The organism is Enterobacter sp. I4 (assembly GCF_022669095.1).
Classification (GTDB): domain Bacteria; phylum Pseudomonadota; class Gammaproteobacteria; order Enterobacterales; family Enterobacteriaceae; genus Enterobacter; species Enterobacter pasteurii.
The window spans coordinates 2,151,521-2,177,189 of record NZ_JALBUO010000001.1 but is presented as its reverse complement, the minus strand read 5'-3'; the positions used below and the strand labels follow the sequence as shown (position 1 = coordinate 2,177,189).

At 59.3% G+C, this 25,669-nt stretch carries 19 protein-coding genes and 1 pseudogene; 8 read left to right on the top strand and 12 right to left on the bottom strand.

Annotated elements, in window-relative coordinates:
- Positions 1–148 precede the first annotated feature (148 nt).
- Positions 149–697: a winged helix DNA-binding protein gene (locus MOQ06_RS10360; RefSeq protein ID WP_148422680.1), complete on the top strand. Its 549-nt coding sequence runs from the start codon at positions 149–151 to the stop codon at positions 695–697.
- On the opposite strand, the gene glgX is transcribed toward MOQ06_RS10360, so the two are convergent.
- From glgX to treZ, 3 genes are read right to left on the bottom strand one after another with little or no spacing between them, the layout of a single operon-like run.
- Positions 694–2,769: a glycogen debranching protein GlgX gene (glgX, locus tag MOQ06_RS10355; RefSeq protein ID WP_242172745.1), complete on the bottom strand. Its 2,076-nt coding sequence runs from the start codon at positions 2,767–2,769 to the stop codon at positions 694–696. The two genes, MOQ06_RS10360 and glgX, sit on opposite strands and share 4 nt — an antisense overlap.
- 15 nt (positions 2,770–2,784) lie before the next feature.
- Positions 2,785–5,253: a malto-oligosyltrehalose synthase gene (treY, locus tag MOQ06_RS10350; protein ID WP_242172742.1), complete on the bottom strand. Its 2,469-nt coding sequence runs from the start codon at positions 5,251–5,253 to the stop codon at positions 2,785–2,787.
- Positions 5,250–7,037, bottom strand: a complete 1,788-nt coding sequence (treZ, locus tag MOQ06_RS10345) for a malto-oligosyltrehalose trehalohydrolase (protein ID WP_242172739.1) — start codon at positions 7,035–7,037, stop codon at positions 5,250–5,252. Before treZ ends, treY begins: the two co-directional genes overlap by 4 nt.
- Before the next feature lie 131 nt (positions 7,038–7,168).
- On the opposite strand from treZ, the gene MOQ06_RS10340 reads away from it, so the two are divergent.
- The 4 genes and pseudogenes from MOQ06_RS10340 to MOQ06_RS10320 all read left to right on the top strand — a co-directional run bounded on the left by MOQ06_RS10340 (position 7,169) and on the right by MOQ06_RS10320 (position 10,686).
- The gene (locus MOQ06_RS10340) at positions 7,169–7,696 is read left to right on the top strand and encodes a GNAT family N-acetyltransferase (protein ID WP_176610303.1); all 528 of its coding nucleotides are present in this window, start codon (positions 7,169–7,171) and stop codon (positions 7,694–7,696) included.
- A 111-nt stretch (positions 7,697–7,807) separates the two neighbouring features.
- On the top strand, positions 7,808–8,692 hold the full coding sequence (locus MOQ06_RS10335) for an SDR family oxidoreductase (protein WP_148422675.1): 885 nt from the start codon (positions 7,808–7,810) through the stop codon (positions 8,690–8,692).
- Between the two features lie 107 nt (positions 8,693–8,799).
- Complete coding sequence (locus tag MOQ06_RS10330) at positions 8,800–9,777, top strand: MBL fold metallo-hydrolase (RefSeq protein ID WP_193355144.1); 978 nt, start codon at positions 8,800–8,802, stop codon at positions 9,775–9,777.
- Positions 9,778–9,793: 16 nt separating this feature from the next.
- A pseudogene (locus MOQ06_RS10320) lies at positions 9,794–10,686 on the top strand (LysR family transcriptional regulator).
- Here MOQ06_RS10320 and MOQ06_RS10315 read toward each other — a convergent pair.
- A complete protein-coding gene (locus tag MOQ06_RS10315) occupies positions 10,662–11,561 on the bottom strand; it encodes a LysR substrate-binding domain-containing protein (RefSeq protein WP_242172733.1) in 900 nt (299 codons plus the stop codon). The pseudogene MOQ06_RS10320 and the gene MOQ06_RS10315 sit on opposite strands and share 25 nt — an antisense overlap.
- Before the next feature lie 112 nt (positions 11,562–11,673).
- On the opposite strand from MOQ06_RS10315, the gene MOQ06_RS10310 reads away from it, so the two are divergent.
- From MOQ06_RS10310 to MOQ06_RS10300, 3 genes are all read left to right on the top strand, one after another.
- Positions 11,674–13,155 carry a UbiD family decarboxylase gene (locus tag MOQ06_RS10310; protein WP_242172731.1) on the top strand — a complete coding sequence of 494 codons (1,482 nt, stop codon included), beginning with the start codon at positions 11,674–11,676 and terminating at the stop codon, positions 13,153–13,155.
- Between the two features lie 572 nt (positions 13,156–13,727).
- Positions 13,728–14,015: a VF530 family protein gene (locus MOQ06_RS10305; protein ID WP_242172730.1), complete on the top strand. Its 288-nt coding sequence runs from the start codon at positions 13,728–13,730 to the stop codon at positions 14,013–14,015.
- Between the two features lie 7 nt (positions 14,016–14,022).
- A complete protein-coding gene (locus MOQ06_RS10300) occupies positions 14,023–15,315 on the top strand; it encodes a glycoside hydrolase family 10 protein (RefSeq protein WP_242172728.1) in 1,293 nt (430 codons plus the stop codon).
- 46 nt (positions 15,316–15,361) lie between these two features.
- Here the strand turns inward: MOQ06_RS10300 and dsbG are convergent, their stop codons facing one another.
- From dsbG to MOQ06_RS10260, 8 genes are all read right to left on the bottom strand, one after another.
- A complete protein-coding gene (dsbG, locus tag MOQ06_RS10295; RefSeq protein ID WP_242172726.1) occupies positions 15,362–16,138 on the bottom strand; it encodes a thiol:disulfide interchange protein DsbG in 777 nt (258 codons plus the stop codon).
- A 65-nt stretch (positions 16,139–16,203) separates the two neighbouring features.
- Positions 16,204–17,754: a methyl-accepting chemotaxis protein gene (locus MOQ06_RS10290; protein ID WP_242172725.1), complete on the bottom strand. Its 1,551-nt coding sequence runs from the start codon at positions 17,752–17,754 to the stop codon at positions 16,204–16,206.
- Positions 17,755–17,844: 90 nt separating this feature from the next.
- Positions 17,845–18,861 carry a LacI family DNA-binding transcriptional regulator gene (locus tag MOQ06_RS10285; RefSeq protein ID WP_148419825.1) on the bottom strand — a complete coding sequence of 339 codons (1,017 nt, stop codon included), beginning with the start codon at positions 18,859–18,861 and terminating at the stop codon, positions 17,845–17,847.
- Between the two features lie 28 nt (positions 18,862–18,889).
- The gene (locus MOQ06_RS10280) at positions 18,890–20,296 is read right to left on the bottom strand and encodes a sucrose-6-phosphate hydrolase (RefSeq protein ID WP_242172723.1); all 1,407 of its coding nucleotides are present in this window, start codon (positions 20,294–20,296) and stop codon (positions 18,890–18,892) included.
- Positions 20,296–21,666, bottom strand: coding sequence for a sucrose-specific PTS transporter subunit IIBC (locus tag MOQ06_RS10275; RefSeq protein ID WP_148419823.1), 1,371 nt, complete (start codon positions 21,664–21,666; stop codon positions 20,296–20,298). Before MOQ06_RS10275 ends, MOQ06_RS10280 begins: the two co-directional genes overlap by 1 nt.
- A 66-nt stretch (positions 21,667–21,732) precedes the next feature.
- Positions 21,733–23,250, bottom strand: a complete 1,518-nt coding sequence (locus tag MOQ06_RS10270; protein ID WP_242172720.1) for a carbohydrate porin — start codon at positions 23,248–23,250, stop codon at positions 21,733–21,735.
- Positions 23,251–23,419: 169 nt separating this feature from the next.
- Positions 23,420–24,316, bottom strand: coding sequence for an aminoimidazole riboside kinase (locus tag MOQ06_RS10265; protein ID WP_242172719.1), 897 nt, complete (start codon positions 24,314–24,316; stop codon positions 23,420–23,422).
- Positions 24,317–24,404: 88 nt separating this feature from the next.
- The gene (locus tag MOQ06_RS10260) at positions 24,405–25,616 is read right to left on the bottom strand and encodes a diguanylate phosphodiesterase (protein WP_193355155.1); all 1,212 of its coding nucleotides are present in this window, start codon (positions 25,614–25,616) and stop codon (positions 24,405–24,407) included.
- Positions 25,617–25,669: the final 53 nt, after the last annotated feature.

The following is a 25,669-nucleotide window of genomic DNA, read 5'->3' as shown; positions in this document are numbered from 1 at the left end:
CATTACGGCGCGCGATGTTGTGTTTTGCGTGAGGCTCCGCAGAACCTGCACTAAAAAGCTATATCTGAACGTCAAAAACATGTAAACAATTTATCAATAAAATGTTCTTATTTTATCGACGGGTTTACATTTCGGGAGAAGGAGCGGTATGACAAAAGACAAAACGAAGACGGCGCCAGGCCACGACGATATTGCGGACGGGCGTATCGTCTCCTCCCGCCATCTGGTCTCAGAGCGGTGTGCCGAGCTATCGGAGCTGGAATACGCGCTGATCATGACCAGCAACGCGTTCAACAAGTGGATGGTGCGCTGCATGACGGCGGCGGGCGAGCCGGATATGGGTGCCTTTGACGTCTCGCTTTTGCACCACGTTAACCACCGCAACCGCAAGAAAAAGCTGGCGGACATCTGCTTTGTGCTGAACGTGGAAGATACCCACGTGGTGACGTATGCGCTGAAAAAGCTGGTAAAGGCGGGTTACGTCACCAGTGAAAAAGCGGGGAAAGAGCTCTTTTTCTCGACGACGGAGGAAGGCAAAGCGCTGTGCATGAAGTACCGGGACGTGCGGGAGGCCTGCCTGATCGCCATTCATGCGGAAAGCGGCATTCCGGGAACGTCGATTGGCGAGACCGCGCAGCTGCTTCGCGCGATCTCGTCCCTGTATGATACCGCCGCACGCGCGGCGGCCTCGCTTTAAGGACGACGGAACAGGGTGATACTCCGCCCGGCCAGCTCATAATCGACGGATTCCGTGATGATCTCCCCGGTGGGGGCATCGTCCGCCGTTGACAGCTCCAGCACCCAGCCGCCTTCCCCGAACTGCGGGATCTGGAACGGGACCGTGCCTTCAAACGGGTTAAACAGCATCAGCACGTCGTGCCAGACGCCCTCTTCCTTTTCGAGATCCGGTCGGCTGATGGCAAGGCCAAGGGTGGAGCCTTCGTCCCACTGTTCCGACTGCTGCAGCCCCCCGCCGGCGTTAAACCAGCGGATCTCCAGCCCGTCGCGCCAGTTTTCACGCCGCAGCAGCGGCTGCTCCGCGCGCAGGGCAATCAGCCGACGGGTAAATTCGCGCAGCCTATCGTCGTTTTCAGAAAGCCCTTCCCAGTTTATCCAGGAGATCTCGCTGTCCTGACAGTATCCGTTATTATTGCCCTTCTGCGAGCGGCCAAACTCATCTCCCGCCAGCAGCATCGGCGTGCCGTGGGAGAACAAGAGCGTGGTGAGGAAGTTGCGCTTTTGCCGCTCGCGGGTCGCGATGATGTCAGGGTTTTCCGTCGGGCCTTCTTCACCGTAGTTGTATGACCGGTTATCGTTATGGCCGTCGTTATTATCCTCCCCGTTATCGGCATTGTGCTTCTCGTTGTACGACACCAGGTCGTTGAGCGTGAAGCCGTCATGCGCGGTGATGAAGTTGACGCTGGCCCACGGGCGACGCCCGCGCAGATCGTACAAATCACCGGAGCCAAGCAGGCGTGCAGCAAAATCGGTGGAGACGTTATCGCCCTTCCAGTATTCCCGTACCGTATCGCGGTATTTGTCGTTCCACTCCCCCCAGCCCGGCGGGAAGCCGCCCACCTGATACCCGCCGGGGCCGATATCCCACGGCTCACCGATGAGCTTCAGCTTTGACAGCACCGGATCCTGGGTCACGGCATCGAAAAAGCCGCCGCGCGGATCGAACCCTTCCGGCTCGCGCCCGAGAATAGTGCCGAGATCAAAGCGGAAGCCGTCAATCTGCATCGATTCCGCCCAGTAGCGCAGCGAGTCCATGACCATCTGCAATACGCGCGGATGCGAGGTATTGACGGTATTGCCGGTGCCGGTGTCGTTGATGTAGTACCGGTGCTGATCCGGCATGGTGCGGTAATAGCAGAAGTTATCAATCCCCTTAAACGACAGGGTTGGCCCCAGCTCGTTACCCTCCGCCGTGTGGTTATAGACCACGTCGAGGATCACCTCGATGCCCGCGTCGTGGTACGCGCGCACCATATCGCGGAAGCCCTGGATCCCCGCCGGGCCGTAATAGCGGGACGCTGGCGCAAAGAAGGCGAGCGAGTTATAGCCCCAGAAGTTTTTAAGACCGCGATCGAGCAGGTGCCGATCGTCCGGGAACCAGTGGACCGGCAGCAGCTCCACCGAGGTGATGCCCAGGCTTTTGATGTAGTCCACGGAGGCTTTATGCCCCATCCCCTCAAACGTACCGCGCAACTCGGGCGGAATGGCCGGGTTAAGCTGGGTAAAGCCCTTCACGTGGCTTTCGTAGACGACGGTACGCGGCCACGGAACGTCAGGCCGGCGCGAGTCCTGCCAGTCGACGGCGTTCGGGTCGATGACCTTGCATTTCGGCGTAAACGGCGCGCTGTCTCGCGTATCGAAGCTGAGATCGAGCTCGTCGTGCCCCAGCTCATAGCCGAAGTGGGCGTCGTTCCACTCGATATCCCCTGCCAGCTCGCGGGCATACGGGTCGATGAGCAGCTTATGCGGGTTAAAGCGGTGACCGTTCTCCGGATCGTATGGCCCGTAAACGCGGTAACCGTACAGCGTCCCCGGCTTCAGGTCGGGCACATAGCCGTGCCACACCTCATGGGTATATTCCGGCAGCTCCAGGCGGGCGATTTCTGTTTTCCCGGAAGGGTCAAACAGGCACAGCTCCACCCGCTCCGCGTGCGCGGAAAACAGCGCAAAGTTGACCCCCTTGCCGTCATAGTTTGCGCCCAGCTGCTGGCCGTGACCGGCCCGAATTTCAAACGTTGTATCCTTTGGCATTTTTGTTCTCCTCGATTATTCGCAGGTAAGCAGAACCAACAAACATCCCTTTTCAGACGTTAAATCCAGCGTCTCGTGCAGTACGCGACTCTCACCGGTAAACAGATCCCGGTAGCGCTTCCCGGCCAGCTCCTGAGGTATGGCCAATGTGGTATTAACCCACAGCTTCTCGTTGTTGTTAACGCCAAACGCCAGCCGCGGAACGGCGACGATGAGCGCCTCGCCATCTTTCAGGCGGGCATAAGCGATCAGATTCTCCTCGCGCTCGCCGGTTACCTTCAGCGGCAGCCAGTCGCCGTAGCGGAAAAGCTCGGGGTAATGCGGCCGAAGCCGTAACAGCGTGGCGGTGACGTACTGCTTCACGCTGCCGTCTCGCCAGCGCTGCTCGTCGTTAAAGATGTGTCCATCCGCCGCGCTGAGGTTCTCCGCCAGCGCGGTGAAATCCGGTTCCCGGCGGTTGTCCGGGTCAACCAGGCTAAAGTTCAGCGCTTCGCTGCCCTGGTAAATATCCGGCACGCCGGGCGCGGTCAGCTTGATGACCGTCTGGCTCAGGCTGTTCATCAGTCCGGCGCGAATAAACGGCTGGAGCGCCTGGCTGAAATCGTGCAGGAACAGGGTGTTATCCGGGGAGAGCAGATGGCGGGCATAGTCCAGCACCACGCTCTCGTAGCTTTCGTTACTGTCGATCCAGTCGGTGCGCTGCTTGGCCTCGCGCAGCGCTTTCTCAAGAAAGCCGAGGAAGCGCGTCTCCAGCGACTGAAGCCCGTCGCGATCGTCAGGCGACAGCGATGCCGGCCAGACGCCCGCCAGCGCCTGGAAGATCATCCAGGTATCGGCCGCGTTCGGCGCGGTGCCGTCATTCAGGAACCGAACCTGGGTCTGGTTCATCTGCCGCCAGCGCGCCAGGCTCTCCCCCCACAGATCCGGCGCTTCCGTCAGCGTGTACAGCCGCGCCCGCGCATCCTCGCCGCGTTTGGTGTCGTGGGTGGAGGTGCCCAGCAGCGCGTCGGGCTGACGGGCGAGCCGAATGCGCATCTCCTGATGAAAGCGGGAGAGTGAAAACGCGCGCGGCGCGGGGTCAGCCCCGACCTCGTTCAGGGCCAGCTCCAGGTTGTGGCGGAAGAACAGCGTATCCTCTACCGATTTCGCCATCAGCGGCCCGGTCAGCTGCTGAAAACGGGTGCGGAAAAGCGAGGCCAGCGCGCGATACTGCTCCGGCAGGTCGCCGGTGAGAATACGCACGATCAGGCTCAGGGCGGGCTCCGACGCGTTAACGCTGGCGACCACGCGGCCGAGCAGCGCCACGTCCGCAGGCGTCAGCCCCTCGCCGGTGCCGTAGGTGCGGTATACAGGAAAGGCGATAAGCAGCTCGCGCAGGGCATGCCGGATATCGTCGCGCTGCACCTCGGCGCCGTTGTGCCGGGCCAGCTCGTAGGCAATCGCAAGCAGCGTGGTAAATTCGCCTTCGAAATTACGATCGGTCATCAGGCCTTTGGCCTTGCGCAGCTCTTCATGCGTGTCCACGGGCGCGCCCAGCGTTTCCGCGTGGATGGTCTCCAGCCGCGAGAGGTTGTTATCGTCCACCAGCACTTCGGCAAGGGAGGCGATAAACTCATAGCCCGTCGTGCCAGACACGGGCCACTCGGGGGGAAGCTGTTCCCCTTTGGCGAGGATCTTCTCAACCGTGATGTAGCAGTCCGGCCCGGTCGCCGCGCGCAGGCGCTGCAGATACGCCAGCGGATCGGCAAGCCCGTCCACGTGGTCGATGCGCAGGCCGTCCACCACCCCGGCGTGAACAAGCTCCAGGATCAGGCGGTGGGTATCCGCGAAGACCGCTTCATCCTCAACCCGCACGCCCACCAGCCCGGTGATTTCAAAAAAGCGTCGCCACGACAGCTGCTTCGGCGCTTCACGCCAGGACATCAGGCGCCAGCTTTGCGCCTCGTGGATCTCAGCGATGCTCTTATCCTCACTATACGTGCCTGGATTGAGCGGATAGGCGGTGTCGTAATACACCAGCGCCGCCTTTTCGGTGACACTGTCACGTTTCAGTGTGATAGCGCCCCGCTCCAGCTCCGCTTCAAAGGTGTCGCCAAGAAACGGCAGCGTTAGCGGTCGGGACCAGTCGATGTCAAAGAAGGCGGCGTAGCGGCTCTGTTTGCCGTTTTCGATAACGTCGCGCCACCAGCGGTTTTCCAGCGAGGTGGACATATGGTTAGGAACGATATCCAGAATCAGCCCCATGCCCGCCTGCCGGAGGGCCGCCGCCATGCGGTCGAACCCTGCGCGCCCGCCAATTGCCGGGTCGATTTCATTGGGGTCGGTCACGTCATAGCCGTGAGTGGAGTCCGTGGTGGCCGTGAAAACCGGCGACGCATAGAGATGGCTGATACCGAGATCTTTCATGTACGGTATCAGGTCCACTACGCGATCGAAGGTCATGCCGTTGCGAAACTGAATGCGATAGGTTGAGGACGGGATCATAGCGCTGCTTCTCCATCAGCAAAGCGAACAACAATGCTGTTCGGCGGCAGGTTTTCCTCTGCCTCCGGCCAGCTAAAGATCGTTTTTCCCGGCAGGTCCGGTAAGGCGAGCGGCTTTTTACCGATATTCAGCGCCAGCGACAGCGTCCCGGCTGGAAAACGCCAGCTCACCGCGACCATGCCGAGCGCCGTTTGCAGGACGTTACCCTCTGCGGCGCCCGGCTGTTTCAGTAACGGAACGACATGGCGCTGACGCAGCGCTATCAGCTCGCGCGTTAGCTGCAGCCACGCTCTGCCTTCCCCGGTTTGCGCCTTATCCCAGCCGGGCTTCGAGCGGATAAACGTATCGACGTCGTTGGGATCCGGAACGGCTTCATCGTGCCCGGTATGGCCCGTAAACTCCTTCGCGCGCCCTTCCCGCACCGCCTTCGCCAGGTCCCCGTGGAAGTCGGTGAAAAAGAGGAACGGACGGGTTTCGCCATACTCCTCGCCCATAAACAGCAGCGGAATATGCGGGGAGAGCAGCAGCGCGGCGAACAGGACGCGCGTTTTATCCTCTCCCGCCAGGGTAATGAGCCTTTCTCCCTGAGCACGGTTGCCGATCTGATCGTGATTTTGAATAAAATCGACAAAAAACTGCGGAGGCTGCTCGCGACACTCAACCCCGCGCGACCTGCCGGTCTGAAGCGAAATCTCCCCCTGATAGACAAACCCCTCGGCCAGCGCCCGCGCCAGCTTTTTCTCCGGCTCAAAGGCAAAGTCCTGGTAATAGGCGTGCGACTCCCCGGTCGCGAAAACGTGCGCGGCATTGTGAAAATCATCATTCCATTCGGCGGTAAACAGCGGCGTATTGCCCTCTGCATCGCGCGGATGAAGGAAAATCACGTTGCGGCTGTCCTCGGTGGTGAGATGGATATGGCGATCCGGAAACGCGTCGCGGATCCGCTGCGCAATGTAGGGAAGAATATGGGGCTCTGCGTCGTCGTTAATCTGGTCGATGGCGTCAAAGCGCAGGCCGTCAAGATGGTACTCCGACAGCCAGTACAGCGGCGCCTCGGTAATGTATTGCCGGACGGCGTCAACCTCGTAGGCAATCCCGTTGCCCCACGGGGTAATACGATCCTGATGGAAAAACGCCGGCGAGAGTAACGGCAGATAGTTGCCCTCGGGGCCGAAGTGGTTGAGCACAATATCCAGCACCACCGAAAGCCCGAGCGCGTGGGCGGCATCGATGAAGGCGTGAAAGTCATCCGGCGTGCCGTAGGCGGAGTGCGGGGCATACAGCAACACCCCGTCATAGCCCCAGCCGCGCGATCCGCCGAACTGGGACACGGGCATCACCTCCAGCTGCGTAATGCCGAGTTCAGCGAGATACGGCAGTTTTTCGATGGCCGCCCTGAACGTTCCTTCCTCCGTAAAGGTGCCGATATGCAGCTCGTAGATCACCGTCTCTTCCCACGGGCGCCCTTTCCATTCGCCCTGAGCGGGGGTGTAGCGACGCGGGTCGATCACGACCGACGGGCCGTTGACGTCGCCCTGCTGCGCGCGTGAGGCGGGATCCGGCACCGCCATACCGTCCTGTAAAACAAACTGATACGTCGTACCGTGCGTGACGCCGGGCACGTCAACCTGAAACCAGCCGTCGCCCACCGCCGCCATCGGAATGTCGGTGTCGGTTAAACGCAACGTGAGATCTCTTTGCCCTTCAGCCCAGACGCGAAAACGTACAACGTCATCGGAAATATATTCAGCACCCCAGTGCCTGCGACATGTTCTGAATTCCATTCACTGTCCTCGAATGACCACATTTTACGCGGAACGAGATACAAGCTTAGACCAGGATGAACAGAGTGTTATGCCAGCAGGTTATGCCGCTTCGTCTATTATCTGTTTATAACTCTTACTTAAGGAATACCATGCAGATTCGAAAAGGATTAAGTACGGACCTCCCCCGTCTTGAATGTTGTGATTTTTCCTTCACGGTCGATCGCATTGCCAGAGAGCCGTTTATCCATGGCGATTTGCATATCGAAGCGCTTGCCGAGCCTTATCTTAAAATCTATGAGCTCGATCTCCAGACGCTGGAAAATCATTGCGTTAATCCCGATGCCATATTTCTGATTGCCGAAACGGATGACGGAGAAATAGCCGGATTTATTACCGCATCCTGCAACTGGAATAAATTTATTTCCGTGGATTACGTTGCGGTAGAACGTTCAAAGCGCAGAACGGGCGCGGCGCACAAGCTGATGGCCGCCACGCACGTGTGGGCACGCAGCATCAACGCGCCCGGGTTACGGCTGGAGACGCAGAACGTCAACGTTTCAGCCTGCCTGTTTTACCGGCAATACGGTTTTATTCTGGGCGGTTACGATCGCTATCTTTACAACGCGCTGCCGGAAAAAGATGAGGTCGCGCTTTTCTGGTATTACATGCTGGCCTGAAGAATTATTTACCGCAGGTAATGGAATATAGATTTGTCTGAATTTGTCAGTTTTGCCCGCTTGCGCTTAATTAGCGACTAATCTTGGAATTCACTATTTAAGGAGGCCGGTATGTCTACAGGAAATAATCACACGCTGCATTACCCTCGTCCGCCGTTTGCAGAACAACCGCAAATGGCCCCCGGGCTGGCATCGGAAATGAAGCCATTACCGGATCATGGTGAAACAAGCTATATCGGGTCGGGAAAGCTGGCAGGAAAAAAAGCGCTCATTACCGGCGGTGATTCCGGTATTGGCCGCGCGGTGGCCATCGCCTACGCCCGCGAAGGTGCGGATGTTGCCATCGGCTATCTGCCGGAAGAAGAGTCCGATGCCGCATCGGTTATCGCGCTGATTCAGGCCGAAGGCCGTAAAGCGGTCGCCATTCCCGGCGACATTCGCGTGGAATCGTTCTGCGATACGCTGGTGGAAAAAGCCGTTGCCGAACTGGGCGGCCTGGATATCCTGGTGAATAACGCCGGTCGCCAGCAGTACTGCGAGTCGATCGATAACCTCACCACGGCCGATTTTGACGCGACGTTTAAAACCAACGTGTATGCGCCTTTCTGGATCACCAAAGCGGCGCTGCGCCACCTGCAGGAAGGGGCGGTAATCATCAATACCTCTTCCGTTCAGGCGTACAAACCGAGCGGGATCCTCGTGGACTACGCCCAGACCAAAGCCTGTAACGTGGCCTTTACCAAGTCTCTGGCCAAGCAGCTGGGGCCGCGCGGCATTCGGGTGAACGCTGTCGCACCGGGGCCGTACTGGACACCGCTACAGTCCAGCGGCGGTCAGCCTCAGTCCAAGGTACAGCAGTTCGGCGGAGATACGCCGCTGGGCAGGCCGGGCCAGCCGGTTGAAATCGCACCGCTGTACGTGCTGTTTGCCTCCGATACCTGCTCATACGCTTCCGGTCAGGTATGGTGTTCCGACGGCGGTACGGGCGTGCTGTAATTCCCTTCCCCAGACCTATCCATTCCATGGATAGGTCACATTCACTTCTCGGCCGTTCTCAAAAATCGCAGTTGAACTATGATGAACTTACTATTGAGGAGCCCATCATGTTTACTGTGAAAAAACTTGCTATATCAACCCTGTTGACCGGTTCTGCGCTTTTCTTTCCGGCGTTCCACGCGGCGGCGAATGTCCCGCAGCATGTGGTTAAACAGCAGGCTGGCGGCTACAGCGTGCAGGTTGGCGACACGATCGTCACCGCCTTTACGGACGGCAGCGTTCCGCAGGATCTGCATACCCTGCTGCGCCGGACGACGGCGGAAAATACCGATGCGCTACTGGCTAAAAACTTCCAGGCCAATCCGGTTGAAGCGTCCATCAACGCGTTCTATATCGCCCTGCCCGGCCACCGGATCCTGGTGGACACCGGCTCAGGCCAGCTCTTTGGCCCCGGAAACGGCGGACGGCTGATTGAGAGCCTGGCGACGCAGGGCATCAGGCCGCAGGATATTACCGACATCCTGATCACGCATGCGCACTCCGACCATGCCGGCGGCCTGGTGAAGGACGGCCAGCGCGTATTTGCCAATGCGCAGGTGTACGTCGGCAAGCCGGACATCGATTTTTTCTTTAACGACGAAAATCAGAAAAAATCAGGCTACGACCAGAACTACTTTGATATTGCACAGAAGACCCTGAAGCCCTATCTGGACGCCGGTAAGGTGACGCCATTCTCCGGGACGGAGCAGCTTCTGCCGGGCATCAGCGGCACGGTTCACCCGGGCCACACTCCCGGCTCCGCGTTCTATACGCTTGAGCGCCAGGGCGAAAAAATAACCTTTGTCGGCGATATCATTCACGTCGCCGCGGTTCAGTTTCCTCAGCCTGATGTAACCATCGCCTACGATGAGGATCAGGACGGCGCCTCCCGGGTTCGCAACGCTGCGTTCGCGGAGTTTGTCAAAAACCGCGCGCTGATTGCGGCTCCGCATCTGCCTTTCCCGGGCATCGGTTACGTCACCAGGGGCGAGCGTGAAGGCTACGCGTGGGTTCCCGTTACCTATACCAACCGTGATGCAAAGTAAGCTGACCTCCTCCGATATGGATATGGACCTGATCCTGGCGCTGGATGCCTTACTCCGGGACAGGAACATTACCCATGCGGCCGCGCGGCTGGCATCAGCCAGCCGGCGCTGTCGGCCCGGCTTGCGCGGCTGCGCGCCCTCTTTGGTGAGCCGCTGTTTGTCCCTTCCCCGCACGGACGCGGGGTGCTGCCTACGCCGCGCGCCGAGGCGTTAAGGCCGCAGGTTGCAGCGGTGCTGCAGGGCATTTCGGCGATGCTTGAGCCCACGACCTTCGATGCGCAAAACAGCAGCCGCACCTTCGTTATCGCCCTGCACGAAAACCCGGCGCTGATGCTTGGGGCTGAGCTACAGAATCAGATCGGCACGCTGGCGCCGGGTATTCGCCTGCGCTTTGCGCTGCCTGAAATCCAGAAACTGCCCGCGCAAATGGAAAGCGGAGAGGTGGATATTTACGTTGGCGTTGACGCGGGGGCGCACGATGCGTGGGTCAGGCGCAGGCTGTTTGACGATGAGTACGCCACGGCCCAGCGCAAGGGCCATCCGCGCGGAACGGGGGAGCTGGATCTGGACAGCTATTGCGCCCTTTCCCACCTGGTGGTGTCATCCGAAGGCGATCCTTTCGCAGGCTTTGTCGACCAGAATCTGGCCGGGCTTGGACGCCAGCGAAGCGTGGTAATGTCCACGCAAAGCTACGCCGTGGCGCCTGCGATTGTGGCCGGGACTGATTTGCTCTGTACCCTGCCAAAGCGCATGCTGCAACGCTTCGCGCAAACGCTCGATCTGTTTCCGCCGCCGCTGCCTCTCCAGCCGATCGTCATAGGCATGTACTGGCACCCGAAAAACGGCCAGGATCCGGCTAACGTCTGGCTGCGCGAACAGCTCCTTCAGGCCGCCGGACGGCCGGTGTGATCGAGGAGGCTGAGAAACTTTTTCAGCACCTCGGAGCGTATGATCCGGTGGCATACCAGCGTCAACTCGCTCTCCCGGAGCCGGTCGAGGATCTCCACGCAGACCACGTTCTCGATGCGGATAGCCTTTGCCGAGGCGGGCAGCATGGCAATCCCAAACCCCGCGGAGACAAGGCTTATCACCGTGGGAACGTCAGTGGCGCTTTGCACGACGCAGGGCCGGATGCCCGCGCCGCGGCAGGCGTCATAGAAGTACTGCTCCAGCCCCATGCCTTCCGGATCGCGCAGGGCAATCCATTTTTCCTCCTTCAGCGATGAAAGCGTAAGCGCTGCCGAACCCGCCAGCGGGTGCTGGCCCGGCAGCGCCAGCACCGTTTTCTCTGTGGTAAACGGACGGCTTTGCAGATCCTCAGGCAGCGGCGGAAGCGGCGAGCGGATGATGGCGATATCCAGCTGGTTGCTTTGTACAGCGCCGTAGAGGGTTTGTACATTCCCGGTCATGACCGAAAGCGTGATGTCCGGCCATTTCGCGTGAAGCTGGCGAAGCGCCGCGGGCAGTTTGCTGTCGAACATCGCGCTCGAAACGCAGCCAAGGTGTAATACCCCCTGCTCGCCTCTGGCGGTTTGCCTGGCGTCCAGGATGGCCTGCTCGGTCATCATTATCGCGACCCGGGCTTTGTTAAGAAAAGCCTCACCGGCGGGCGTCAGGGTCAGACGACGGTTTGCCCGACTGAAGAGCGTCACGCCCAGACGTTCTTCCAGGGTTTTGATCTGCTGGCTCAGCGCCGGCTGCGCCATATTCAGACGCTCCGCCGCCCGGTGCATGTGAAGCTCCTCGGCCACCACAATAAAATTGCGCATCAGGCGAAACTGCATAACGTGCCCCAATAATTGATATGAAAATACGTATCAAAATAGCATGAATGATGCAATTGATGGTGAATTTGCTTCCACCGACAATGGACGCATTCATCCGAGGGAGGAAAATATGGAAAACCCAATCAACGATCTCAGAAGCGCCATCGAACTGCTCCAGCGCCACGACGGCCAGTACATCGAAACTAACCATCCGGTCGATCCCAACGCGGAGCTGGCGGGGGTATACCGGCATATCGGTGCCGGCGGCACGGTCAAACGCCCAACCCGCACCGGGCCCGCCATGATGTTTAATAGCGTGAAAGGCTATCCCGGCTCCCGGATCCTGGTGGGGATGCACGCCAGCCGTGAACGTGCGGCGCTGCTGCTGGGCTGCGAACCTTCTGAGCTGGCGAAGCATGTCGGTCATGCGGTAAAAAATCCGCTAGCGCCGGTTGTCGTTCCGGCGGCGCAGGCCCCGTGTCAGGAGCAGGTGTTTTATGCCGACGATCCTGACTTCGATCTGCGCAGGCTGCTGCCGGCACCGACGAACACCCCGATAGACGCGGGCCCGTTCTTCTGCCTGGGCCTGGTGCTGGCAAGCGACCCGGAAGACGCGTCGCTCACCGACGTCACCATTCACCGCCTCTGCGTTCAGGAGCGCGACGAACTCTCCATGTTCCTTGCCGCGGGCCGCCATATCGAAGTGTTCCGCAAAAAAGCTGAAGAGGCCGGGAAACCGCTGCCGGTCACCATCAATATGGGCCTGGATCCGGCTATCTACATTGGCGCGTGCTTTGAGGCCCCTACCACGCCCTTCGGCTATAACGAGCTGGGCGTCGCCGGCGCGCTGCGTCAGTCCCCGGTTGAGCTGGTTCAGGGCGTGGCCGTGCGGGAAAAAGCGATTGCCCGCGCGGAGATCGTTATTGAAGGCGAGCTGCTGCCGGGCGTGCGCGTAAAAGAGGACCAGCACACCCATACCGGCCATGCGATGCCGGAGTTCCCCGGCTACTGCGGCGAGGCCAACTCTTCCTTACCGGTGATTAAGGTAAAAGCGGTTACCATGCGCCATCGGGCGATCCTGCAAACGCTGGTCGGGCCGGGCGAAGAGCATACCACGCTCGCGGGTTTACCGACCGAAGCCAGCATCCGCAACGCGGTGGAAGAAGCCATCCCCGGTTTTCTGCAAAACGTCTATGCGCATACTGCAGGCGGCGGCAAATTCCTTGGCGTGCTGCAGGTGAAAAAACGTCAGCCCTCAGACGAAGGACGCCAGGGCCAGGCGGCACTGATCGCGTTAGCCACCTACTCCGAGCTTAAGAACATTATTCTCGTAGACGAGGATGTGGATATTTTCGACAGCGATGACCTCCTGTGGGCCATGACCACCCGCATGCAGGGAGATGTCAGCATCACCAACCTGCCGGGGATCCGCGGCCACCAGCTGGATCCGTCTCAGGCCCCGGACTACAGCACCTCGATTCGTGGAAACGGCATCACCTGCAAAACCATCTTTGACTGTACGGTGCCCTGGGCGCTGAAGTCCCGCTTCGAACGCGCGCCATTTATGGAGGTAGATCCTACGCCATGGGCCCCAGAGCTATTTAAAAAATAAGGTTATCTCTGCAATCTCCTCTCTTCACCCCCTGCGGGGCTGAGGGTTCCCCAGTTATTTTTAAGCAGAAGCAATAATGTTGCTTTCTGAATGACTGAGGGCTGTCAGCGATTCCCTGGTCCGGCTGTAAATCGCTGAGGCGTTTCCTGCAGGCCGGGGCGAGGCGCAGGGATGCGCCGAGAGGGCGGCTTTACAGGGACGTTACATCCGCCCGTACCCGATAAGCCGGAAGGAATAAGCCAAGGGCACCGCGAAGCGGCGATTTACCGCCGAGAGCCCGGGTCGCCAGGATGGTGGCGACTGAGCCACCCTGGCACGTTCACCGGTCATGTCGTTACAGAGTAGCAAGGAACATAACGTGAACGGAATGACCACCACCGCCGTATGTTCCCCTCACCCTAACCCTCTCCCCGGAGGGGCGAGGGGATTGCTTAGTGCTCGCATTAATTTGTGGGGAACCTTCAGCCCTGCGGGGTGAAGAACCTCACGCTTAAATTGCCGCTTCCCCTGCTTTCTTGTAACCTTTCATCGATTATTCCATTCCCCATAATAAATGAGACTACCGGACGCCTATGACTGCACCTGTTTCCAACGATCCTTTGCATGGCGTAACGCTCGAGATGCAGGTTAACGCGCTTGTTGCGCGCTACGGCTGGAACGATCTGGGCAACCGCATCAAAATTAACTGTTTTCGAAAAGACCCGAGCGTTAAGTCGAGCCTGAAGTTCCTGCGCCGCACCCCGTGGGCGCGCGCGGAAGTTGAAGCCCTCTATCTTGACTCCCTTCATGATGAAGGTCCCGCAGAACAGGACGAACCGGCCTTTAATCCCTGGACGGAAAGCCGGACACCCAGGAGCTGATACGCCAATGATGCGACATGTAAAACGGACCGGCGCGCTGCTTGGCTGCGCGCTTTTACTTGTAAGCTGCACCTCCACGCCGCCGAAGTCGCTCGTTACGCCACTGCCGCAGGCAAATAAACCTCTACCGCAGGCAAACCAGCCCATGCGCGGGATCTGGCTGGCGACCGTCTCCCGCCTCGACTGGCCGCCGGTGTCGTCGGTAAATGGCCGCAGCGCGGACCAGCGTATTGCCCAACAGCAGCGTGCGCTGACGGACAAACTGGACAAGCTGAAAAGCCTGGGGATCAACACCGTCTTCTTCCAGGTCAAACCGGACAGTACGGCGCTGTGGTCCTCCGACATACTGCCGTGGTCAGATACCCTGACGGGGACTATCGGGGAATACCCGGGATACGATCCGCTCCAGTTTATGCTGGATGAAGCCCACCGGCGCGGCATGAAGGTTCACGCCTGGTTTAACCCGTATCGCGTTTCGACTAACACTAAGCCCTCGACCATCGCCGCGCTTAACCGGACCTCGTCGCTTCGCCCTTCCAGCGTCTACGTGCAGCATCCCGAATGGATACGCACCTCAGGGGATCGCTTTGTCCTCGATCCGGGCATTCCGGAAGTGCGGGACTGGATAACCCGTATAGTGATGGAGGTGGTGGATCGCTACGCCATTGACGGCGTACAGTTCGATGATTATTTCTACACGGAGACGCCCGGCTCCACCCTGAACGATGCTTACACCTTCAGGCGCTACGGCGAGGGGTTTGCGTCAAAAGCGGACTGGCGGCGGCATAACACGCAGGAGCTGATTGTGCAGGTCTCGCGGGCGATTAAGCAGGCTAAACCTGAGGTTGAATTTGGCGTCAGCCCGGCAGGCGTCTGGCGCAACCGCTCGTTCGACCCGGCGGGCTCGGACACGCGCGGCGCGGCAGCCTATGATGAATCCTACGCGGACACCCGCAAGTGGGTACAGCAGGGCTTACTGGACTACATCGCGCCGCAGATCTACTGGCCGTTCGCCCGGGATGCCGCGCGCTACGATGTGCTGACAAAATGGTGGGCCGACGTGGTGAAGCCGACCCATACCCGCCTCTACATCGGGATCGCATTTTATAAAGTCGGCGCGCCTTCCCGAAACGAACCGGACTGGACGGTGAACGGCGGCGTGCCGGAGCTGAAAAAACAGCTGGATCTTAATGATTCACTGCCGGACGTAAAGGGCACGATCCTGTTTCGCGAAGACTATCTTAACCAGCCCCAGACCCAGGAGGCGGTGAATTACCTTCGCGGGCGCTGGGGAAGCTGAAGGAGAACAGGCAGAAACGCCCCGTTTCTGCCTCTCTTTTGCGCGCTTACGGCTTCGGCCCGAACATCGCCTCAAGCTGTTTTGCGTCCGGCATGCCCACGACCTGCTGCAGTTCGTTTTGCTCGTTCAGGTAATAAATTGCCGGCGTCGCGTTCGCACCGAGGCTGTCCATTAGCGTCTGGTGGTTTTGCAGGATCTCAACGGTTTCCCGGGATGCCGCCCCGTCAGGTTTAGGCAACTTTTTGCCGCCGGACAGCTCGTACTCTTTCCATGCCGATACCGGATCTTTGGCATTCAGGATCGCAGAGGCGTTACGCCCGCTTTTCGGGTTAAGGAACGCGACCAGCAGCGTGTTGAGCTGGACCTTGCCGGCCTTCACCCACGGCTGCGCTTCAGCCCAGAACTGCTTGCAGTACGGGCAGAACGGGTCGGCAAAGACAAAGACCTTACGCGGCGCCGTATCTGCGCCCTCTTTCAGCGGATGCGCCGCGTTAAGCTTTTTCCACATTTCGCGGCCCAACGGTGCGTAAATCTCTTTCTGGAACAGGGTCTCGCTAAGGTTTGTTCCCTTCTCATCATACAGATAGCCCGACACCACATGCTTCCCGTCAGGGGTCAAAAAGAGGGTGACGCCCATATCCTGATATTGCCCCAGCCACGCTGGCGCGCCGCCGGGGGCGTCAATTTTCTTGATGATTTTGATGTCCTGCTGCTCGCTGAATGTCTTCACCACGTCAGGAAGCGACTCTTCTGCCCTGACCAGCCCGGAAACCAGCAGAGCAGAAAGTAACAGCGCCTTTTTCTTTGCAAACCGTTGAAGCATAACGACCTCTCTAAGATATTGTTTTTAGAGTGGTCGAAGTTTATTGCCCTGTCAACGCCTGTCCGTCATGCCGTCCTGGGCAGGCTGAAACTCGAAATACTCTGCGACAGCTGCTGCGCCTGCTCCTCCAGCGAGGCCGCGGCGGCGGCGGACTGCTGCACCAGCGCCGCGTTCTGCTGAGTTACGCCATCCATCTCGGTCACGGCCTGCCCGACCTGACCAATCCCGCGGCTCTGCTCCTCGGAGGCGACCGAGATCTGCTCCATCAGGCTATTAACTTTATTCACCGATGAAATAATAGAATCTATTACCTCTCCCGAGCGGTTAACCAGCTCCGCGCCGTTCTTCACGCTGGAAACGGACTGGGCGATAAGATTTTCGATATCCTTTGCTGCCACCGCGCTTTTCTGCGCCAGGGTGCGAACTTCACTTGCCACCACCGCGAAGCCACGCCCCTGCGTGCCGGCACGCGCCGCTTCAACTGCCGCGTTCAGCGCCAGAATGTTGGTCTGGAACGCAATGCTGTTAATCACGCTGGTGATATCCTCAATGCGCTTCGAGTTAGAGGCGATGGTATTCATCGTTTCGATAACGTCGCGGGTTACCGCTTCTCCGGTACGGGCATTTTTCACCGCGTCCTGCACCAGCTTACCCGCCTGGAATACGTTTTCAGTATTGTTCGCCACCGTCGCGCTCAGCTCTTCCATGCTGGCGGCCGTCTGGGTTAAGGCGGAAGCCTGCTGTTCAGTGCGCGAGGCCAGGTCGATATTTCCCGAGGCAATTTCCTGCGCCGCGTGCGTGACGGTATGGCTGGCATCGCGCACCTGAGAAATGGTCGCGAGCAGCGCCTGGCGCATCTGCTCCATCGATCCCATCAGGCGTTCGATTTCATTGCCTGAGTGAGGCTTAACGGGTACCGGAACGTCCAGCTTTCCGGCTGCAATCTGGCTACAGTGCTCGCGCGCCAGGTTGACCGGCGCGAAGACGACCCGTTTCATCAGGACGCTGACGGCGATAATCACCACCACAAACAGCAGGGCAATGCTGGCGATGATAACCAGCCCTGACACGAAATTGCTGCTCGCGTCCTCGTTCAGGCTTTTAGCGTACGTCTGGTGAACGGAGAGGATCTGGTCGAGCACGATCTCATACTGGCGATCGAGCTGAGACACCGCGGGAATAAGCGCGTTGAATCGCGCCACGTCCTGAGAAGCGGCTGCGGCGATCAGCGGCTCCAGCCCCTGGTTACGGTAGTTTTGCCACGCGTCCCGGTAGGCGGTAATCAGTGAGGCTTCATCCTGCAAACGCGGCGCGGCCATAAATGCCGAAAAGGCGCCATCGGCTTTGGTCAGCGCCTCTTTCACCGATGCCAGCTTCGCAGACCGATCCGAGGTATCCCCTGCCTCCACCATTTTCACATACTCCATCACCCTGACGCGCAGGGTCCGGCTGTGGTTGATGGGGTCAATGATGGACAGCACGACCTGAATTTCTTTGTTCACGTTATCCAGCGAATTATTACTTTTTATGATGAGCCCAACGCTGGTAAGGGTGCTGGCCACAAAGAAAAAAAGCAGGGAAAACAGGACAATCAGTGATGATTTTTTCAACGACATAACACACCTCAGAGATATAATTTCCCTTTGGTTATCGGCTAAATCAGATCTTTAATTAATTAAAGTTATTGATGTATCCGTAAGTCGTTTTTATTTCGTGCCGCTGTATCGCCGCCGCAGCGTGGCGTCCAGCTTCCGCTGGATCGGCTCCGGCGTTTCTCCTTCAATCAGTTTGCCAATCAGATCGAAGCAGTGCCAGGCGAGCTGGCGATTGTCCTGGCGGATGGTATCAACGGGAAGGGTTAAAGAATCATACAGATAGTGGTCGTCAAAGCTGGCCAGGCGTATTTCGCTTTGCAGCAGGTTATGCTGGCCCATGTAGCGTAACACCCCTTCCAGCAGACCGCAGGCGGCGGTAAAGAGGGCTTCAGGCGGGCGGCCAAGGCGCGCGCACAGTTCAGCAAACATTTCGTAGCCGGAGCTTGGGTGGTAATTGCCATGAACGATCCACTCCGGGCGTAGCTCAACGCCGGCGTCGCGCAGCCCCTGCTTAAACCCTTCCAGGCGGTCTCGCGTCGGAGATAGCCGCGGCTGTCCGCCGAGGAAGTAGAACTCATCTGGATGCTGGCGAGCAATTTCGGCCACCAGTTCAGCGGTAGGGGTAATCGAATCGGTGATGACCAGCGGCAGAGAGCTGTCGTTCATATGGCGGTCAAAGAGCACCACCGGCAGCTGTTCGCTCAGCTTCTGATAGTCCGCGTCGTTAAGCATGCTGGAGGCGACGATCAGCCCGTCCACCTGGCGCGCCACCATGTTATTGACCACCACCGTCTCCTGGCCCGGATTTTCATCGCTACATGAGATCAGCAGCTGAACGCCCGCCTCGCGGCACAGGGTCTCCAGTTCGTGAGAAAAGACGGCAAAACCGTAGTTGGTGATTTCCGGCACCACCAGACCAATGGTGTGGCTGCGGTTGTCCCGCAGCGAACGGGCGTGAATGCTGGGCTGGTAATGGTGTTCTTTGGCAATCGCCAGCACGCGCTCGCGCGTCTCCTCCGCCACCCGAAGCTCTTTGCTGCGGCCGTTCAGCACCAGACTGGCGGTGGCTTTTGACACCCCCGCCAGCTCCGCAATGTCTTTAATAGTAACGCGTTTTGTTTTTCTCACAACGACCTGGTTCCGGCAGCCAAAACCGCTATTCTATCATGCAGCTGCGCAGCGACCAGTAGCGTAATGTGATGTCGGACGCACCTTCGACGCGCACCCGTGCCGGATGGTCGGGAAAATAGCGGCTGCTCATGACCCCTTCACCGTGATTGATGAAAATTTCAACGCTGGAACGGTCGCACAGCACGCGCAGATGGTGCACCTCTCCCCGCCAGTAGCGGGTTAGCGTTTCCCCGGTTTTGAGGCTGGCCCGCTCCAGGCGTATACCTTCGTCATCGACAGCGAGCCGTAACGTCCCGGCAAAATCCACGCTTACGCGCGAGGCGCTCAGCTCGAACTCCAGGCGCGTTCCGTCCAGTTCCGGCGCATCGTCGGCGCGACCCTGCCAGTTATTTTCCTCCTCGCGCAGCGTTTCCAGCTCGCGCACCGGAGTTTGCAGGAGCTTACCGTCGCGAAAGCGTAGCTCTCGTGGACAGGTCATCTGATGGATCCAGCCGTGCGCGCGGGTCGGCTGGAGCATCTCCTCCCCGTCCGGCACGCCCATCCAGCCGATAAGAATACGTCGGCCGTCCTCTGCCTCCGCGGTTTGCGGCGCGTAAAATTCGAAACCGGCATCAAGCTCGTGCAGCTCGCCGTGGGTAAAGGAAGCCGTTTCCTCATCAAACGCCCCGCTCATCCAGACGGCCGGATAGGTGTTGAGATAGCGGTGCGGCTCGCGCGCCAGCCCCTGCGGGCAGCAGATCAGGACGTGCGTGCCGTCGAGCGCAAACAGATCCGGGCACTCCCACATATACCCGGCATCCGTAAGCCCGTTCACCCCGTGTCCGGCAATTTCACCGCAGGGCTGCCAGCAGCGTAAATCCCCGGATTTGTACAGCAGCACCTTGCCCCGCTTCTGCAGATCCTGCGCGCCGAGCACCATGTACCACAGCCCATTCTGGCGCCACACCTTCGGATCCCGGACGTGTCCGGTATACCCTTCCGGCAGCGGCAGCACCGGCCCCAGCTTGCTAAAAGTGCCATCGTCATTTTGCACCGCCAGACACTGCCAGGCGGTACGGCCGCCATCGTCAAACTTGACGTTGCCGGTATAGCACAGGGTGAGCGCGCCGTTATCATCCACGCCGCTGCCGGAGTAACAGCCGTTACGGTCGTAGTCTTCGTCGGGCATCAGCGCCATGGGCTCATGCCGCCAGTGCACCATATCCGCTGAACTCCAGTGGCCCCAGCACTTGTAGCGATGATCGCTGTCCAGCGGGTTCCACTGATAAAACAGGTGGTAACGTCCGGCAAACCAGATAAAGCCGTTCGGATCGTTCATCAGCCCCGTCACCGGCGCAGGGTGCCACTGGGGATAGTGGCTGTCCGCCAGCGCGCGCGGCTGGCCTTTCATTACGGCCTGCAGCACGGCAGGCCAGCGGGAAGCAGAGGTCATTATTCAGAGTCCGTTTTATACTTCAGCAGCAGGGAGACGGTAAACGCCACGCCAAAGGCTATCACCATGCCGATAATATAGTTGAGCAGCGAGCTGCCCTGTACGATCGCCATGCCGGGAATAGCGGTGAGCCCGACGGCGGTCATGTAAACGTGCACCGACACCACCCAGGCGCCGCCCGCCGCGCCGCCAATCAGCGCCGCGATAAACGGCTTCACGAAGCGCAGGTTGATGCCGAAAATCGCCGCCTCGGTAATGCCCAGCATTGCCGAGAACGCCGACGGTAGCGTGATGGCTTTGATTTTGGCATCGCGGGTTTTGAACCACACCGCCAGACACGCCCCGCCCTGCGCCACGTTCGCCATCGCCCAGATCGGCAGCAGGAAGTTAACGCCTATCGACGGGTTACCCAGCAGCCCGGCCTCGATGGCGTGGAAGCTGTGGTGAATACCGGTGATGACGATGACCGAATACAGGCCGCCAAACAGCAGTCCCGCCAGCCAGCCCGCGTGCGCAATCAGGGTGCTGAGGATGAAGGAGATGCCGTCGCCCAGCGCGCGTCCCGCCGGGCCGATAATCAACAGCGCGATAAAACCGGAGATAATAACGGTCAGGAACGGCGTCAGGATCAGATCTAACGCGTCCGGGATCGCCCGGCGCAGCTGCTTTTCCACGATGCTCATAAACCACACCGCCAGCAGCACCGGGAACACGGTACCCTGATAGCCAATCATGGCAATTTCAAGGCCGAAAAAGTTCATGGTCTGGAAGCCGGACGCCACGCCCCAGGCGTTGGTCAGCGCCGGGTGCGTCAGAATGCCCCCCAGCGTTGCCCCCAGGTACGGGTTACCGCCAAACTCGCGCGCGGCGGTGAAGCCAATCAGGATCGGCAGAATGATAAACGCCGCCGAGCTGCACATGTCCAGCATGATATAAAGCGCGTTGTCCGGATCCACCCAGCCGTAGGTTTTCACCATCCCGAGCAGGCCCATCAGCAGGCCGGAGGCCACAATCGCCGGAATAATCGGCACGAAGATGTTAGAGAGCAAACGGGCGATGCGCTGGAACGGATTCAGCTTGCGTGCCGCTATATCTGCGGCCTCCGACTTGCTGGATTCGCTAATCCCTGCCGCCTGAATAAACGCCGCGTAAACTTTATTCACCACCCCCGTGCCGAAGATCACCTGCATCTGTCCGGCGTTACGAAAACAGCCCTTTACGCCTTCAACCTTGCCGATGGCCTGCTGGTCGGCAAGCGCATCATCGACCAGGACCAGACGAAGACGCGTCGCGCAGTGCGCCGCGCTGGCGATGTTCTCTTTGCCGCCGAGCAGCGGAATAAGCTCGCGGGCAATTTGATTAAAATCCATAGATACCTCTTCCTGACGTCTTTTTATGATGTTCAAAACGCCCCCGCGGTGCGGGAGCGTACAGGGTTAAAACCAGGTTTCCATCTGTACCCCAAAGTTCCATTCCCCGCCTGCGTTGAAGCCGCTGCTGCCAAAGGCGTCATCGCTGGCATAGTTATCCAGCCTGCTGCTCCAGTCCATCCACGTGGCGAACAGGCGCAGCTCCGGACGGCTGAAGAAATCGCCAATCTTGCCCGCCTTGAGCGTCGGGGCAAAGGTTAGCTTGTAGAAGCTGCCGTTTACCGCGTTGCGATCCTTGTAGCCTTCCGGGGCTAAATCCATGTACTGATAGCTGCCCTCAAACGCGAGGGCGAAATTCTGGGTAACCTCCTTGATGAGGCGGGCGTTAAGCGTGACCCACTCGTAGCTGTCGCCCTTCACGTAGCGGTCCTTGCTGCTCTGCGCCAGCACGGCGGGCGCAACGTGCCAGCCACCGCCCAGCGCCGTGACACCGTAACTTGCAAAGCGCCACGTATCGGCTTCCGACAGCAGCGCGCCGTCAGCGCCGATGCTCTTCACCTCTGCACCCAGACCGTGGCCGTAGAGCAGCGCCGTTTTGGCGGAACCTTCGCGAAGGCCGTAGAAACTGTCGTTATGCAGACCGACCAGGGCATGCACGCCGTTATTCGCCGCGTCGGTTTTAATCGGATCGCCGTTGCTGTCCTTACGGTCGTCATTATCTTTTGCCCGCAGGCCGCTGACCATCACCTGCAACGGCCCGGCGAAGTGATTCATGCTGAGGATGTAGTTCTGTACGTTGTTGTCGATCTCCTCCTCGCTGCCGAAGTTGCGGCCATAGACAGAGAAGTTGCTGCGCAGCGCGTCGTTCCACTTCACGTCGTACACGCCGCCGCCGGTTCCGGCGAGAAACACCACGTCGGAATCCAGCCAGTGAATGTCGAAATTATCGCGATCGAAGCGTTTACCCGCCCAGAAGGTGCTGCCCCTCAGCGCGCCGGTGAAGTCCGGCAGATGGCCCAGTTCGGCAAAGGCCTGACGAATATTCAGGTCGCTGCTGTCGGCCGACCAGTCGTTATAGGTTTTCTGACCGTCGGCCAGCATCGCCTTAAAGCGCGTCGTGGCGCCATTCTCCAGCGTCTGGTTGTGCTCAACGTTCAGCTCAACGTAGGTGTCCGCTTCGTTCCCAAGGCGGCCGATGGCCCCGCCCGTTTCCCCGGCGGGAGTCAGGTACGGGCCGCTTTTGCTGCCGGAGGCCGCGTCGTTCATCAGCAGGCCGGAGCGGGCGTAGCCGTGAAACTCAAAGCCGCTGCTGCGGTCGGCTTTTTTCTCCAGTGCCGCGGTACGTTGCGCCACCTCCCGGGTGGTGGTTTGCGTTTTCTGCTGGGCCGCCACCAGCTGCTGCGTTTTTTGTTCCGCCGCCGTGGCGCGCTTTTCAGCAACCTGCGCGCGGGTTTCCGCCTCCTGCAAACGCTGCTCCAGCGCTGCAAGGCGGGCTTCGATACTGTTCATATTCGTCTGGGCAAAGACAGAGGTACTGCCGGCCAGCATGCCTATCATCACGGCAAGCGTGCGTTTTTTATACATTTTGTCGCATTCCTGGAAAAGTCGGTGAAAGTGCTAAATTGCTAAACCGGTTTAGGCTGATGATACTAAACCGCGAAATTTTGGATCGGCAATGTTTTTTGCTAAACCGATTTAGTAAGTGTGATCGAGGCGACAGTTCAGGCCGCCGGGCGGCGGCCAGGTGAGAAAATTACAGCTCGTGACGGTACGGCAGCGCGGTCATTGCCCCCTTTGCGGTGGTCGCCAGCGCGCCGCAGCGCTGCGCGATCGCGATAACGGCCGGGAGGTCGGCGTCTTCCTCGCGCGCCAGCCCGAACAGCAGCCCGGCAACGAAGGCATCCCCCGCGCCGGTGGCATCAACGCATTCAACGGAGGTAGCGGGATAGTGCCTCAACGCGCCTTTCTGCCAGGCGGTAACCCCCTCTTTTCCCTGCGTCACCAGCACCAGCCGTGCCCCGCAGCCGCGCATCAGCGCCGCGAGCCCCTCGTCCACCTGCGCGTTTCCGGTTAAAAACGCCAGTTCTTCAACCGAGAGCTTCACCACGTCGGCACAGGCCAGTGCCCGCTCAAGGCACGCGCGCAGGTCTACTTCATCGTGCCACAGATCGGCGCGAATATTGGGATCGAAGCTGACAAACCCGCCGGCCTGTCTGATGGCCGCCATCGCCTGAAACGCGGCAGACCGGCTGGGTTCCGCGCTGAACGCGATGGAGCAGACGTGTAGCCACTCCCCGGCGCGAAAGGCCGGGAGATCGGCGGGTTCAAGGAATAAATCAGCGCTCGGGCGAACCATAAAGGTAAAGGAGCGCTCGCCGCGGTCGTCGAGGTCAACCACCACCGTGGAGGTGCGATGCTGCGGATCGAGACGCATCCATTGCGTATTAACCTTTTCATCCGCCAGCGTCTTCTGCATAAAGCGTCCGAAGGGATCGTCGCCCACCCGGCCGATAAATGCGCTCCTCCCGCCCAGACGGGCGACGCCCACCGCGACGTTGGCCGGTGCCCCGCCCGGACACTGCAGCAGTTTACCCTCGCCGTCCGGCAGAAGATCCACTACCGCATCGCCAAGTACCCAGATTGTATCCATATCACCTTCTTAGCTAAATTTTGTTAAACCGGTTTAGCTATTTAAGCACAGGTGACAGGGCCGGGAAATAAGCGTGGGGAAATTTTGCTTATCGCTTCAGGTGAGGCCAGTAAATGTCGCCCACGCCATTCAGCTGCGGACGTGAGAACAAAAAGCCCTGAAAGCGGCGAATGCCGGCGGATTCAAGCCAGCACCACTCTTCAATCTTCTCGATGCCTTCCGCCACCAGGGTAATTTCCAGATCGGTACAGCAGCTGACTATCGACTTAACAATCGCCTGCTTTGGCCCGCTCAGGTGGATATCGCTGACGATCTCCCTGTCGATTTTGAGCTTGTCCGGCTGGAACCGGGTAAGCAGCGACAGCCCGGCATAGCCGGAACCGAAATCATCTATGGCCAGCCCGACCCCCTCCGCCCGGAGCTGCTTAATGGCGCTGTTAAACTGGTTGAAGCCGGAAATCATTTCGCTTTCGGTCACTTCGATGACCACCTGCTCGGGCTGAAGGCCGTGCTTTTTGATCTGCGCCACCAGAAACGCTACCGCACCGGGGACGTTAACCAGCGACATCGGCAGCAGGTTGACGGCCAGCTTGTGGCTGCCAATGCCCAGCTTTTCTGCCAGCGCGAAGGTCCAGGCCTTGGTTTGCAGGTCGGTTTCGTAGATCCGCGAGGGGTCGAGCGTACGAAAGAACTGCTCCGGGCTGCCGCCGTCGTTGCCGCGGATGAGGGCCTCAAGAGAGCTAATTTTGCCCTCGGACGGCTCGATAATCGGCTGCAGCGCAAACTGGCAGGTCTGACCCGCCAACAGGCCTAACCCGTTGCCGAACGGCGTACCTTCCCGCGAGAGCGTCCATTTTTCGGGTTCATACTGTGCCGTCGGTTGAGGAGAGGATTTGCCGACGATAAACGTCTGGATGAATTTAAACACCCGATCGTCAGACGTGAGATAGCTTTCCAGCTTGCTGTAGTGCAGTACCGACTCCAGAACCGCCTTCCGGGTTCGGGCCTGAATGTCAAACAGCAGCATTCCTACATTGTCGAAACGCCTGCGCGGACCGTAATCGCGCATCAGCTCGACCACGCCGTGATGTCGGCTGTCTTCGCGGATGGTCTTAAAAAGCGCGACCACGTTCTCTTCTGTCCCTTCGAGAATTTGCAAAACGTCCCGGCCGCTGGAGAGAAGAATGCCGGAGATGCCCTGCTCCGTGTTGCGGATCCTGGCCTGTTCAACCAGCGCGCTTAACTCTGCAACGGTGCAGGTTAAGCTCAGCTGGCTTCGATAAATGAGAGTTGTCAGCACAGAAACGGGGTCCGATATGAGGTATACGCCTGGACCGTACTGTTTAACACAGT